Source organism: Xanthocytophaga flava, assembly GCF_030068545.1.
Lineage (GTDB): Bacteria > Bacteroidota > Bacteroidia > Cytophagales > 172606-1 > Xanthocytophaga > Xanthocytophaga flava.
In genome coordinates, this window is record NZ_JASJOR010000005.1 from 136821 (window position 1) to 151497 (window position 14677).

Here is a 14677-nt window from a genome sequence, read left to right on the forward strand (position 1 = left end):
AGACTGTAATGCTATCTCTGTTACAAAAATATGGAGTTTAGCAAGGCTTTTTTCTTTACACGATTACAATACACTTCCGGTGACTGGAATACTGATCAGCGTATGCCTACCAATCTGATGAACTCGCTGATTGAGTATACAACCATACCTGTCGATATTGAAGAAAAGGTTGTCTCTTTATCAGACAAAGCTGTCTTTTCTTCGCCATTCTGTTATCTGAGTGGACATAAACTGGTTGAGTTTACCAAACAGGAGAAAGAGAACTTTAAGGCATATGTACAGCGTGGTGGTTTTGTGTTTGTAGACGATTGTAATCATGATATCGATGGTCTGTTTGCCAAGTCCTTTGAGCGACAGATGGAAGAGTTGTTTGGCGCCAATGCTTTACAGAAACTCCCTAACGATCATGCCCTCTATTCTTGCTTCTTTGAATTTGAAGATGGCCCTCCCGCTACCAGTGTAGAACTGAATGGTTGGGGTGATGATCTGGTACACGATTATCTGAAAGCCATTCTGGTAAATGGACGTATTGGAGTTTTGTACAGTAATAAGGATTATGGCTGTGAATGGGACTACGATTATCGCAATAAACGTTGGCTGGCCAAAGACAATACGAAATTTGGTGTCAACATTGTTGTTCATGCTCTGACCCGTTAAGCACCTCATGATAAAGAAGACTTTATTATTTTAAAACATCACTTACTATACGGAACTTCCGTATCAGCAACTAATCAAACCATACAAATGTTGAATACGACGACTTATGTACAGGAACTTCAGCAAAAACTAACCCTGTTGAAGAAGGAAATTGGCAAGGCTGTGATTGGGCAGGAAGATACAGTAGAGCAGTTGTTAATTGCTTTGCTGGCGAGTGGACATGCTTTGTTGGAAGGTGTTCCTGGATTAGGTAAAACACTTTTGATACGTTCTGTAGCGCAAGCATTACATCTGAAATTCCGACGTATCCAGTTCACTCCTGATCTGATGCCTTCAGATATTGTAGGAACATCTATTTTACAGGAAGATGAGTCTGGCCAGCGAAAATTTAAATTTATACCTGGACCTTTATTTGCCAATATTATCCTGGCGGATGAGATCAACCGAACTCCTCCAAAGACACAGGCTGCCTTGCTGGAAGCCATGCAGGAAAAGTCGGTAACTTACTCTGGGAAAACCTACAAAATGCAGGCTCCCTACTTTATTCTGGCAACCCAGAACCCGCTGGAGCAGGCAGGCACTTTTCCGTTACCAGAAGCGCAGTTAGACCGCTTTCTGTTATATATCCAGATGGAATATCCAGAGTCCGCAGATGAATTGGAAGTGTTGCGTCAGACTACAGGAAGCAAACAAGCGGCTATTGAACCTGTACTAAGCCAGCAGGAAGTATTGGATTTGCAACATTGGGCTCGAGAAGTGACAGTCCATGATGATTTACTTTCCTGGATTAACCGTCTGGTGCGCGCTACTCGTTCCGGATCTGATAGTCCACAGGAAGTAAAAGATTGGGTACAATGGGGAGCTGGTACACGTGCAGGACAGGCACTAGTTGTTTGTGCGAAAGCGCGTGCCTTAATAAAAGGTCGATATGCTGTGACACCTGAAGATATTGAAGCATTAGCAAAACCTGTATTACGTCACCGCATTCTGTTAAACTTTAAAGCAGAAGCAGATGGTGTATCTCCTGACCGGGTTATTGAAGCACTGCTTTCAAAAGTACGTCCAGCAAAAGGCGCTTAGTCCAGGTATTCTATTTCACCATAAATCCTTCTGCATAAGATTACATCTGTTACTTGATGTCTCAGTCTGTTAAAGTTGAGATATTAACCCATCACCTATTAGGACTATGAGTCAGTCTAAAAACAAACCTATTTCCTTAACCCAATGGTTTACTCCTGAAGAACTTCGAAGTTTAAAAGGATTGGAGTGGCTGGCCCGTAAAGTAGCCCATGAGGCTATTTCGGGTTTGCATGGAGGCGTGCGGCTAGGGCAAGGTACAGATTTTAGTCAGTACCGGACGTATATGCCCGGCGATGACCTGCGCCGGATAGACTGGAAGATTTTTGGACGTACAGATCGGTTGTATCTGAAAGAATCTGAATTGGAAAGCCGTACCCGTTGGTATGGATTACTGGATGCTAGTTCCAGTATGATATACGAAGAGAACGGGATGAGCAAATGGCAGTATGCAAAAATACTCTGGGCTGCTATTGCCTTTATCGCCCGCCAGCAAGGTGATGCGGATGGATTAGCTTTGATTAATGATCAGCAGGTGTTGCATCTGCCTCCTAAAGCGGGTATGGAAAATGCTCGGATGCAGATGCTTTTTCAGGCAGATAGCAAAGGGAAATGGCCTGAGAAGATTCAATTACCTCTGCAACAAGGAGGGTTTCAACATAAATTCATTCTTATTACTGACTTGTATGAACATACTGATGAGCTGGGAGCTTTTATTCGCAGCCTATTGCCTGCCCGCAATGAGGTAATGGTCTTTCATCTGATGGGAAAAAAAGAATTGAATCTGGATTTTTCCGGAGTTACAGTATTTGAGGATGCCGAAACCGGTCAACAAGTACAGACAGATCCTAACCGCATTCGTAGTCAATATGAGAAGCAGGCAACTGAGTTTATACGGTCATCCCGCGATCAGATTCTGAAATGGGGAGCCAACTATTATTTATGTACGATTGAGGACTCTCCAGTTTCTGCATTAAGAGCATTTTTAAAAGGTCAATCTTCTGAAGCATATGTGGCAGGCAGTTAATCCGGTTTATTGGTGGGGATTGGGAGCATTGGCTATTCCCATACTGATTCATTTATATAACCGGCGTCCTACTAAAGTAAAAATATTAGGTAGTCTGAGGTGGCTTACAGAAGTGCAGCCTGCTCAGGCTAATTTTCGTCGTGTTCAGCAATGGCCACTATTGTTGATTCGGCTTGCATTATTGGTAGTGGTGATTTTGTTACTGGTAGATCTCTATACTACTCATACCAATAAAGCCCTTGGTAAGCTTAAAATAGTAATCCTGATTCATCCGGAAGCAGGAGATTCCATACAGTTCCGGCAACTAGCTCAGAAATGGCAAAATGATTCGGTGCAGGTTCGTTGGCTTACACCCAGGTTTTCAGTTATAAATGATCCATTGGAAAAAGATACTGGTAACGTTTTCATATGGTCACTGTTAGCAGAGGCAGATAAAAAATTCCCTTCTGATAGTATTCATGTAATAGCTCCAGACAGATCTGATTACTGGCATGGCAAACGAATACCTACACAAGCTTCACTCTCATGGGAACTGACTCCTGTAAAGAAAGATACTTTCCAGTTAGTACAAGCTTCTCTGATCAATAAGGAGCCTGAACTCCTATGGTTTTATTCCTCTCCAGAATACACAGGTTATGTATGGGAGAAAGGAACTACCAATACTTCTGGAAGGAGGCCACAAGTAGAGTATCTGAAAGATCGACAAATTATAAAAGTAAGTCAAAACCAAAAAAGCTATGAAGTTTCAGTAGGAAGGATCGACACTTTACAAGTAGCAGGAGCAATTGCCGATCAGTATCTGAACGAGTGGCATATTTTTCAGGCATCTGTTCGGGCGGTTGCTGCATTTCATAAAATACCTGTTCGATTTGTTGGGGTTACTGAAAAAGCAGACTGGTTGGTTAGCATGGGAAAAGACTTATCAATAGGTAATTCTGCACAACCAGATCTTTGGTGGAATTACTATCCAGGTAATCATGCAGGATGGATTCAGACAGTAAAAATGGACAGTCTTATTATACATAAGAAACTATCTACAGGGCAAGTATTGGAAGGTGGATGGTTGCAGGCTATAAGACCCTATGTACTGGCTTTCAAAACGAAGAACGTCATCCCACCTGCACTTGATTACAGAAAGATTGATTTGCTTAGTGACAGCCTCACTGTAAATCCCAACATGATAATTGCTGGAACAGACCATTCTGCCTCATACGATTACAGAGTGTGGTTTGGAATGGCAGCATTAGTACTATTAGCCTTAGAAAGGATATGGCCAAAACAAGCGAAATAGAAATACAAGCACAGTCTGTTTGGAAACAATTGCGTTTTCAGCATCAGTTGGGGCATTTTGTACAGCTATTCTTTATAGCTGCCTCTTGTTATTTGTTGGTAGACTTACTTGCACGAATTTTTAACCTAGCCACAGGTTTTGCTTTGCCTGCTTTTATAAGTTTAGTTGTAGTTGCATTTCTGAGTATTCGGTTTAGCCGATATTTACAGGCAGAAGCATTGATTCAATACCTCAATCATCAGTACTCCTGGTTGGAATTTAGTGCTCAGCTAATTCCTATAAGTCCAGAAGGTGTGTTACCACAGTTGCAACGGCAGAGAGTATTGAACACATTGATAGATAAAAAACGTGAAATAAAGGCATGGCCTGATCTGTGCCGGATTACTGTTGTATTTGCTGGTATAGCTCTTATTTATTCGGTTTGGTATATATGGTTTCCCAAAGGATATACTTCGACTGCAGAGTCAGGGAATATAGAATCTACTGCCTTACCCTCAGTTCCTAAAGCACTAACTGGGAAATTACCGGAAGTTGTTTCCATAAGGGTAGAAGTGACGCCACCTGCTTACACACATAAAAGCAATTGGACGGCAAAAGAGCTTTCTTTGGAAGCTCCTGAACAATCTGGGATTCAATGGGATTGCCAGTTAAGTGGAGTAGCAGAAGCTTTTCAGGTAATTTGGAACGGGAAGGATACAATGACTGTCTCTACCACAAAAAAGAATCACTATACCTGGAAATATAACCTAAGGTCTGCTGTTTATTATCAGTTTCGGTATGGTATACATGACAAATGGTTTCTCAGCTCAGTATATACATTGCATGTCATAGATGATCAGGCACCTGTAATTACAGTGCAGAAGCCCGGACCTTATACACTGGTGCTATATGGACAAAAACCAGAAGTGCAGGTAGGGCTGCAACTTACGGATGATTATGGATTGGATCGGGCACATCTGATTGCCACAGTGAGTCGTGGAAGCGGAGAGTCTGTAAAATTCAGAGAAGTAGAATTAACATTTCCAGATAATATAACAGGTAGCCGTACTGCTTCATTGCAAAAGAAGCTCGATTTTACCAGTTTGAAAATGGAGCCGGGAGATGAACTGTATTTTTATGCAGAAACATGGGATCAGGCCAGCCCTTCACAAAAGAGTCGTACGGATACCTATTTTATTCAGTGGGAAGATACTACCTCGCAAAAAACATCCGTAATGGTAGGTATTGCCTTGGACAATATGCCCGCGTATTTTCGGAGTCAACGGCAGGTGATTATAGATACAGAGAAGTTACTGGCTGAGAAGAAAGGATTGGATAACCAGACCTTTAAGACTCGTAGTAATGATCTAGGAGTAGATCAGAAAGTACTTCGCTTGCGGTATGGTCAGTTTTTGGGCGAAGAATTCGAGACAAGTATAGGTAGTGACAGACATAACCATGAGGAAGATGAACATGAAGATGAAGACGAGCATGACCATGATGAGCATAGTGAAAAAGAAGGATCGCAGGAAAAAACCGTTGAGCAGTTACATAGTCACGATCATGGGAGTAATAACTCTCCCACTAAGTTTGGCGAACTAGGAGATATGCTCAATGGGTATGCCCACCGCCATGATATGGAAGATGTTGCTACCTTCTTTGATGAGACTATGAAATCTCAGTTGAAAGCTGCACTGGCTCAGATGTGGGAAGCCGAATTGCGATTACGCACCATGCGTCCTGCCGAGGCACTTCCTTATGAATACAAGGCATTGGAGTTAATCAAATCTCTGCAACAGAAGAGCAGAGTTTATGTTGAGAAAGTAGGCTTTAAACCTCCGCCACTCAAACCTGCAGAGAAAAGGCTTACTGGTGAACTGGAAGATATACAGAGTCCTCATGAAGCATGGGATGCTCACACCATAACTGTGGTTTATCCGCATCTTCGACAAGCTGTAAGCGTTTTGGAAAAGATGCATAATCAGTCTAATTACGCTACAACTACCCCGGATCGACAGATACTGGAAAAAGCCAGTGGTGAATTAGCTTCTTTAATCCTTAAACAACCAGGTATTCGGGCAAGCACATTGAATGATCTCCGGAAAGTTATAGCAGGAGAGAAGATTTCACCAGATACTATCCGACGTATGCAGTGGCAATTACAGCGACTGCTACCAATTGAGAACAAACAGCCTGGATTAGTAGGGAAGGGAAATGAACCAGAACTTGATAATTTTGTAAACGAACTTCGTAAATAAGTATGCATTGGAGTCAACTTCCAACAACAGAGACACTACTGACAGGTTTGGTGGCAGTTGGTATTTTAGGGTTATACCTTTTTATATCACGACAAAAGGTAAGTGGGAGAGAATTGTTATTGCGTAGTTTCCTACTGGCTGTAGTAGCGTTTAGCCTTTGTTTAATTATATGGAAGCCTCAATATGCAAAAGAACAACAAACAGGCCGTGCTATTTTACTAACTGAAAATGGATTGTCTGTACCCGATTCTTTACCTGTATTTGCGTTGCATAGTGTAAAGGAGGATGAATCTGTTACTTCCATCACTGACCTTGCTAAGCTGGAGCGTAGCCATCCGGAAATAAAACAAGTGTTTGTCGCTGGGTATGGACTAGATCCGGAAGAAGCAAAGTCCCTACATAGAATTCAGTTAACTTTTTTACAAAAAGATAGACCGGAAGGATTCAACTGGCTGGATTATCCTCATAAGGTAAAGGCTGAAGAAGCATTGAGGGTGAGTGGAAATTACTATATTCATTCTTCAGATAGCCTCAAGATTCGGTTAGTGACTTCCGAAGGAGCTCAGGATTCCGTCTGGATAACTGAAAAACATCCGGATTTTACGCTGAATGCATATCCTCTGTTACCTGGGAATTTCGTTGGTGAAATACAGGTAATACAAAACAAAGAAGTTCGACATGAACCTTTACCTTATATTGTTACTCCCAAAGAACCTCTGAACGTTATTGTACTCCAGGCTTATCCGGATTTTGAAACCAATTATTTAAAAGACTGGCTGTCTGACCAGAAACATAAGGTACAAGTTCGTGCTCGTATTAGTCGGGATAAATATTCGTTTCAGCAAATCAATCTTCCTATTCAAAAGCAGCAACCGGCTATTTTATCCAAAGCTTCGCTTGGGAATGCAGACCTATTAATTACCGATGCAGAAAGCTTGGAACAGCTCTCTGCCCAGGAGAAAAAGCAGGTGCAGACGGCTATAGATCAAGGATTAGGGTTACTTTTATTGCCAGATGACAAATGGCCTCAGAAAGCAGATGTGTTAGGTAATAAATTTGCTGTTCATACTACTGGTATAAAGCAGTTTATTCCGGTACAGTTATCCGCTTCAGACATTGTCTCTGATGCAATTGAAAAGCTGCCAGTTGCATTCAGTGATAGACAAATTATTGTCCCGATTGTTTACAGCAAAGACAAAGAACCTGTGGCAGCTTATATGCCTGTTGGATCGGGTAGAGTAGGGGTACAATTGACTAATGGCACATATACATGGATACTTAATGCGAAGGACAAAGTGTATAGCACATTCTGGACAGAAGTACTACAGGAACTTGGTCGTAAAAAGGAGCAGACAGAAGTTAAGTTTAAGCAGTTTCCATTTGCATGGGAAGATAATATATCTAGTCTAGTATACACGGATACTGCTGTAGCTGCAATGACTGTTCAATATTTGTCTGGGATTAAAGAAAAAATACAACCAAAAATTGAGTTGCCGGAAACAAGAGTTGCCACCTATCCCTTTTATCCGGCTGAAGCAGGTTGGTTAACGGTTACGTCAGACAAAGATACTACTCATGCAGCAAGTGTTTATGTAGTACAAGCTGACAAATGGAAAGATTTAAGACAGGCAAGCTGGTTTCAGGCTAATTCCCAAATTCGAAGTGTTACTACTATCAATGCAAATCAGACATTTACAACCTGGAAGAATATTCCACTGCTCTGGTTCTTTATGACTTTGCTCATAGCCTTGTCTGTACTATGGTGGAGAGAGAAGGGATAAAATAAAAAATCCCTCTTTATCTAAATTGACGAAGAGGGATTTTAACTAACTTCAGAGATAAATACTTTTATACTTCACGAATCTGATCTAACCTCTCATAGGTTGAGTTATTGCTAATATATTCTGGCACAATCTTCTTCATTTTCATAATAATAGAATCGTTGTCCTGAATAGACAGCAAGTGATTCATTTCTCCCAGGTGTTCCTGAATCAGATTGAAATCATATTCTCTAACCTTGGCAATCATGATTTGAGGATGGTGAGTAGGTACTGTGTTCTCCTCATTACTCAATAATTCTTCATATAATTTTTCACCTGGACGCAGACCTGTAAATACCAGTTGAATATCTTTTCCAAGTGTCAAACCAGACAGGCGAATCATTTTCTTAGCAAGATCTACAATTTTGATAGATTCACCCATGTCAAAAAGGAAGATCTCTCCACCATTGCCCATAGATCCCGCTTCCAGTACTAACTGGCAAGCTTCAGGAATTGTCATGAAATAACGGGTGATCTCAGGATGAGTAACTGTAATCGGACCGCCTATATTGATCTGTTTCTGAAAACGAGGGATTACAGAACCATTGGAACCCAATACGTTACCAAAACGAGTAGTAATGAACTTGGTATGTTGTAAGACTTCATTTGGCTGACGGCTTTCCAGCTCTTCATTCAACGATTGAATATAAATCTCTGCAATCCGTTTGGAGGCTCCCATCACACTTGTAGGATTCACGGCCTTGTCAGTGGAGATCATAACAAACTTTTCAGTATGATATCGAGCAGAGAGATCTGCTACAATCTTAGTTCCCAGTACATTGTTAATGATTGCCTCTGAAGGATTATCTTCCATGACAGGAACGTGTTTGTATGCTGCTGCATGAAACACAATTTCAGGCTGATATTTTCGGAATATTTTACCCATGCGTTCTGCATTGGTAATATCACACAGGATAGTTCTGAAATTAATTCGTGACGACAACGCAAGTTCCTTTACTTCCAACTCCAGATCATACAAGGCAGATTCAGATTGATCGACCAATAATAGCTTTTCTGGTTGAAATGCTGCAATCTGTCTGGCTAACTCACTTCCAATAGAACCTGCCGCACCTGTTACCAGCACAACTTTTCCCTCAATATCTTTCTTAATCCGGGTTTTATCCAGTTGAATTGGTTTGCGTCCGAGTACATCTTCGATATTTACATCCTTGATTTGTTTCAGACTAAGCTCTCCATTGATCCATTTGTGTACAGGAGGAATGTTACGCACTTGTACATTCAGTGCAAGACATTGATCAATGATACGTTTTTTACGTTCAGGAGTAATATCCTGAATCGCAATAATCAGAATTTCTGCTTGTTTATTTTTTACGATCTTATGAAGGTTTTCCGGTGTATTAGGAAGAATAGGCACTCCATCAATTGTATTACGTGCCTTGGAAGGATCATCATCCAAAAAACCTACTACATGCAGGTGTGTATCTTTATCCTGTGATATTGTTTTTTTCGTAATAACCCCAGCTTCTCCTGCCCCATAAATAATAACATTGATTTTCTCACTTTGCTGATTTTTCCATTCAAAGTAAATGATCTTTACCAGAATGCGGAATGCCCCCATGAATAACATGGAGAAAAAATAATCAATAAGCAGAATAGAAACAGGAATCAGATATTGTCCGTAAATATTAGAGCTTCTGTAGGCAAAATCTATAGCACCTACTACCAACATGCTATAGGTGAGAGCTAAAAAAATACGTTTTGCATCTTCTATACTTGTATAACGGATGATGCCAGCAAAACTCTGAGTAACTAAGAAGAAAATAGCTTTTACAATAACAACAACCAGTAAAGAAATCCAGAATTCAGAAAAGTTGATTTGTTCCCATTCAAAATTAAATCTAAGCAGATAAGCTAGTGAGAGTGCAAGGCTACAGAGTAAGAGATCTAATTGCAATACCGTCCATCTGGGAATAACTTTTATAAGTCTGAATAGATTTAAATATCTCATATAGTGCTGGTTTATCGGTCGGTTGCTTATTTTAATATTTTAATAATCAGTAATTTATGCATAATGTGTGCTGGCGGGTTTTTAGCATAAAAAACTGTACCAGCACACATGAAATAAATCAATATCAAGCTACACTCATTGCTTCAGCAGAAGAACTAATCTTCTTGACAAGCCCTTGTAAAACTTTTCCTGGACCACACTCTACAAATTGTGTTGCCCCATCTGTCAACATGTTTTGCACACTTTGTGTCCAGCGTACAGGAGCTGTCAATTGATCTATCAGGTTTTGTTTAATGATTGTTGTGTCTGTAGCAGGTTGTGCATTTGCATTCTGGTATACAGGACATATAGGTGTACTGAAAACTGTTTTTTCAATAGCTGCTGCTAGCTCAGCACGAGCTGGTTCCATTAAAGGCGAATGGAAGGCTCCTCCAACTGCCAGAATCAATGCCCTTTTTGCTCCTGCTGCTTTTAGTTTCTCACAAGCTAGCTCTACTCCACGTACAGTACCAGATATTACAAGTTGACCTGGACAGTTGTAATTAGCTGGGACAACAACATCATCAATCTCCCTACAGATATTTTCTACAACTTCATCATCAAGGCCAAGTACGGCTGCCATTGTAGAAGGTTGAAGTTCGCAAGCTTTTTGCATAGCAGCAGCTCGCTGTGCAACTAAACGTAAGCCATCTTCAAATGAGAGTGCTCCATTGGCTACTAGTGCGGAAAACTCACCCAGCGAATGCCCTGCAACCATATCTGGCTGAAAGTTAGAACTTATCTTAGCTAATACAACAGAATGTAAAAAAATAGAAGGTTGAGTAACATTCGTTTGTTTTAGTTCCTCTTCAGTGCCAGAGAACATCGTATCTGTAATTCGAAATCCTAAAATCTCATTTGCTTGTTCAAATAATTCACGAGCTTTGGCAGATTCTTCATAAAGGTTTTTTCCCATACCCGTAAATTGTGCGCCTTGACCCGGAAAGATGTATGCTTTCATGTGGTTAATAAGAGAAGTTGGTTAAAAGTAAGAGTATTTTTTTATAGTATAAATTCTTTTCCATAATTGAACTTTTAAATCAGAAAAGAACCAAATACACTTCAGCATGTATTTCTTTTACAAACGATTAATACTACAAAGTATAGGAATTCATTGCTGAAATGCAACTCTCTGACTAGCAATGAATGTATTTCCAACGGTTGATACGTACGAAAAAAACAGGAGAAAGGTTTGATTACATACAGATATTTGCCGGTCTATTATATAAAAAATACAACAACTAATGAGACTTTGTTGACTATCAGGTATTCTGGTTAGGGCTATCTTATTTATGGCAAAACCTTGCATAGCTAAATATATGCAAGGTTTGTTCACAATCTGTATGTTGTATAATGATTAAAATACTTGTATCCAGCCTTTGATCTTTACTATTTCATCTTTTCGTTTTAACCGAATGAATTTTACTTCTGCCAGATAATAATATACTCCTGATGATACTATTTCTGGTAGCGTATTTTCTCCAGAACCTATTCTTCCTGACCAATTTATATAAATGCTTTCATTTGTCTCATATACTTTTCGGCCCCACCGATTATAAACCGAAAATTTTACTGACTCAACAAAACGTGGACAAGGATAAGGTTTGAATAAGTCATTTTGGTGATCTGGTAGTGTTGGTGTAATCACATTGGGCAAAGCATAATAGGGACAATTATCCTGACAAACAATATTACTCGGTGCACTCTCATTGCCACTCCTGTCTACCACTGTCACATAATAACAGCCGGCAAACGAAGTTAGATTGATGTGGTTGTATACCTGAACAGGACTCCATACACTGTCGATCAGGGTGAACTCCGTGTCTTCTTCATACCGTTTGTAATAAATCCGGTAGTGTGATAAATCCTGATCACATTCTTTGTCTCCTTCTGTTTGTGGATACACCCAGCTCAAATGATTGGAGTAAGTGCTCACACTACAGAATGAAGGAGACGAACTGCCTTCTTCGGATGCCCATTGGGCACACGGAGTCGGATCAATAGCCAACACCACCGCACACGGTTTGACCGTATCCAAGGGAGTGCTACACAATTCCTGTGAGGCATTGATCAGCGGATCTTCCAGCAAGCGCTCATTGTAAGTGCCCACCGTCTCCACATAATAACAATACAGCGAATCCTTGTTGAGTTTGATTCCATTGCCGGTGTCAATATAGGTGAAACTAGCGGCACTGCTGACCGGTACTTCGGCCAGTTTGACATAGGCTTTGGGCACCTGATTCTTTTTAGTCTGATCTTCCCGGTAGACAATGTGAGTTGAGTTGGTATTGTCCCACGGCACCTGAGCTGTCCACTTGAGCTGAATGGCATTGGGCAAAGGAGTGGCCGACAAACGAACACTCGAAGCGGGCTGAGAGGAATCTGCCCTGGCTCCATTGGACGAAAGCAACACCACTACATAGGTGTACGGATTCACTTCAGTGTTCAAGCCACTATCGGTAAAACTCAGATACGATGTCGTATCTGGAATACTTGTTTGTAAATCAGAGGTGAACACGGGAGTGGAGCCAAAGCTGGTCGAAAAGCCAGTGGCCCGAAACACCTGATAGCGGTAGGGGCCTGGGATTTCTGCCGCATTGATTTCAAGCGGTTGTGCCCAGCGCACCTTTATTTGTCCCTGAGCCAGATCGGTTTTGCTCACAGAGACATGGGTGATGATCGGTACAGTGAGTTTTAAGCGGGCACACACCTGATCAGATAAAATGCCTGCCCCACCGGAAGTGCCCGTGAAAGCGGCACTGACCCGGTAGGCATACTGAATCCCTTTTTTCACTGTCTGATCCAGAAAGCTAGTGCTTGTCGCAGTCACTCGTCCTACCAGGGTGTAACCTGCCGGAACAGATTTGGCACAGGGGTCAATCTGATCAGGAGAACAGCCCTGTTTTCGCCAGATCAGCAGTTGGGTGGCACCCGAACAGGTGTATGGGTCCCAGCTAAGGCGGATGGCATTGGCCTCTACGATAGGTTTGAGCCCTGTCACCGGTGGACCGACCACGGTGATGCGCCAGGTTTTGGTATCGGTCAGTTGATTGGGCACAGGAGCATTGTCTTCTGCTTTGAAAACCACATCATACGGTTGGGCCCGCACCTGTTGACAAACCGTTTTCCATTCAAAGTTGCTTTGTGCCGGATTTCCCTGATACTGGTACTGATCTCGGACCTTGGGTGGATGGTTGGGAGGGTCCAGGGTAGCAGCTGGTTGATGGGGAAACAAGGCGGTGGAGGTAGAGAAAATAGCCGATTCGGAGGAAATGCGAATCGATTGGTTTTTGTCCGGATCGGTGGCTCGGATAATGGCTTTGAGCACGGTTCCGGCTATAATACAGGTGTCTTTGGGAATGATCAGTTCGGGTCGTTTGTTGGGTTGATCGCGGACAGTGATTTGCATGTCACGGACAATCTCACCGATTTTGATGTAGCCAGCAGCGGTTTTACGCCATTCCTCAACCACAAAGGCAATGTTGTATTCGGCATATCCTTTCGAACCGATGCCATAGGCACCGGGTGCATCCCAGGTAATGTCTCCGTTTAGAGGATTGAGCACAAAGGTGGGAGCCCCTGCTCCGGCTTCGGGAATACCCAGTGGAGGAGCAACAGTTTCGGGCGAACGATAGTTAGCCACCGTGAGGGTGACACTTTGTCTGGGAATAATCATTTTGTAGGAGAGGCTATCTCCATCGGGATCAAAGGCAGCGGGGTTGTGGGTAAACTTTTGACCTACTTCGGCATTGTCGACCGGAGGATTCCGTAACTGGGGGGTGCTGTTGGAACCAATACTGGGAATAATATTGAGTACAGTTTCCACATAAAAGGGGGTTAGAACCGAATTACTCATATTGACAATTTCTGCATTTCGGAATTGTTCCTGAAAGTAAATCACATAAGAACCTTGACTTGGAAAAGTGTAAGTGAAGGTATACGTGAGCTCTTCCGTTTCATAACCTACTACACGTTTTGGAAGATTAAGGCTATCATTCAGATTGGCAATAGGTGATAATCTCTGTCCATTTGAAATGGGAACCACTATAATAGTTGCGTTAGGCTGCTCAGCACATGTAGGACATGCATCTCTGTAAAGGGTAAGGGTAAAGATATAAGTAGGAGTACTCAGATTGTTTGGGTCTCGTACGGCTGTTATTTGTCCCGCACGTATATGTGTCGCATAGCACATCTGTGATGTGAGTACTATAAAGGTAAATAGTGAAAAGAATGGTATATAGTGTTTCATAAGTGGATTGTATTTTGACTACAAAACGCTTATAGTAACAATGAAAGTATATCTGGAGAAATAAAGTTTGAATAGATTTTATTGTGAAGTAGATTTTACTCCAGAATAATAGTAAAAGCACTTTTAACTAAAATCTTACTGCAATGCAAATTGTAAAAGTGATTAAGTAATCAAGAAAGTAAATCTTTAAAACAATATGTAAGCACAGAGTGTTTTATCTACTAATAGGATACGGAAAACAAATACATGACAATTTACAAGTCAGTGGTAGACAAGTTTCTATTGTTGGATTTCATAGATGGCATTTGTCC

Annotated in this window: 9 protein-coding genes; 6 read left to right on the forward strand and 3 right to left on the reverse strand. The window is 41.5% G+C overall.

Features of this window, described 5'->3' with window-relative positions:
- Nucleotides 1-30: 30 nt before the first annotated feature.
- The 6 genes from QNI15_RS09635 to QNI15_RS09660 all read left to right on the forward strand — a co-directional run bounded on the left by QNI15_RS09635 (nt 31) and on the right by QNI15_RS09660 (nt 8070).
- On the forward strand, nt 31-657 hold the full coding sequence (locus tag QNI15_RS09635) for a DUF4159 domain-containing protein (protein ID WP_313978555.1): 627 nt from the start codon (nt 31-33) through the stop codon (nt 655-657).
- 87 nt (nt 658-744) lie between these two features.
- The gene (locus tag QNI15_RS09640) at nt 745-1737 is read left to right on the forward strand and encodes an AAA family ATPase (protein WP_314000468.1); all 993 of its coding nucleotides are present in this window, start codon (nt 745-747) and stop codon (nt 1735-1737) included.
- Nucleotides 1738-1843: 106 nt separating this feature from the next.
- Entirely contained in the window at nt 1844-2761 is a 918-nt protein-coding gene (locus QNI15_RS09645) for a DUF58 domain-containing protein (protein ID WP_314031549.1), read from the forward strand.
- Nucleotides 2745-4052: a BatA domain-containing protein gene (locus tag QNI15_RS09650; RefSeq protein WP_314031550.1), complete on the forward strand. Its 1308-nt coding sequence runs from the start codon at nt 2745-2747 to the stop codon at nt 4050-4052. Before QNI15_RS09645 ends, QNI15_RS09650 begins: the two co-directional genes overlap by 17 nt.
- Nucleotides 4031-6289 carry a hypothetical protein gene (locus tag QNI15_RS09655; protein ID WP_314031551.1) on the forward strand — a complete coding sequence of 753 codons (2259 nt, stop codon included), beginning with the start codon at nt 4031-4033 and terminating at the stop codon, nt 6287-6289. Before QNI15_RS09650 ends, QNI15_RS09655 begins: the two co-directional genes overlap by 22 nt.
- Nucleotides 6290-6291: 2 nt before the next feature.
- A complete protein-coding gene (locus QNI15_RS09660; protein ID WP_314031552.1) occupies nt 6292-8070 on the forward strand; it encodes a hypothetical protein in 1779 nt (592 codons plus the stop codon).
- A gap of 67 nt (nt 8071-8137) precedes the next feature.
- Here QNI15_RS09660 and QNI15_RS09665 read toward each other — a convergent pair whose 3' ends face one another.
- The 3 genes from QNI15_RS09665 to QNI15_RS09675 form a co-directional block, all read right to left on the reverse strand.
- Nucleotides 8138-10078, reverse strand: coding sequence for a polysaccharide biosynthesis protein (locus tag QNI15_RS09665; protein WP_314000478.1), 1941 nt, complete (start codon nt 10076-10078; stop codon nt 8138-8140).
- Between the two features lie 124 nt (nt 10079-10202).
- Nucleotides 10203-11078 (reverse strand): ACP S-malonyltransferase, encoded by an 876-nt coding sequence (gene fabD / locus QNI15_RS09670; RefSeq protein ID WP_314000480.1) that lies wholly within the window; start codon nt 11076-11078, stop codon nt 10203-10205.
- A 396-nt stretch (nt 11079-11474) separates the two neighbouring features.
- Entirely contained in the window at nt 11475-14366 is a 2892-nt protein-coding gene (locus tag QNI15_RS09675) for a T9SS type B sorting domain-containing protein (RefSeq protein ID WP_314031554.1), read from the reverse strand.
- Nucleotides 14367-14677: the final 311 nt, after the last annotated feature.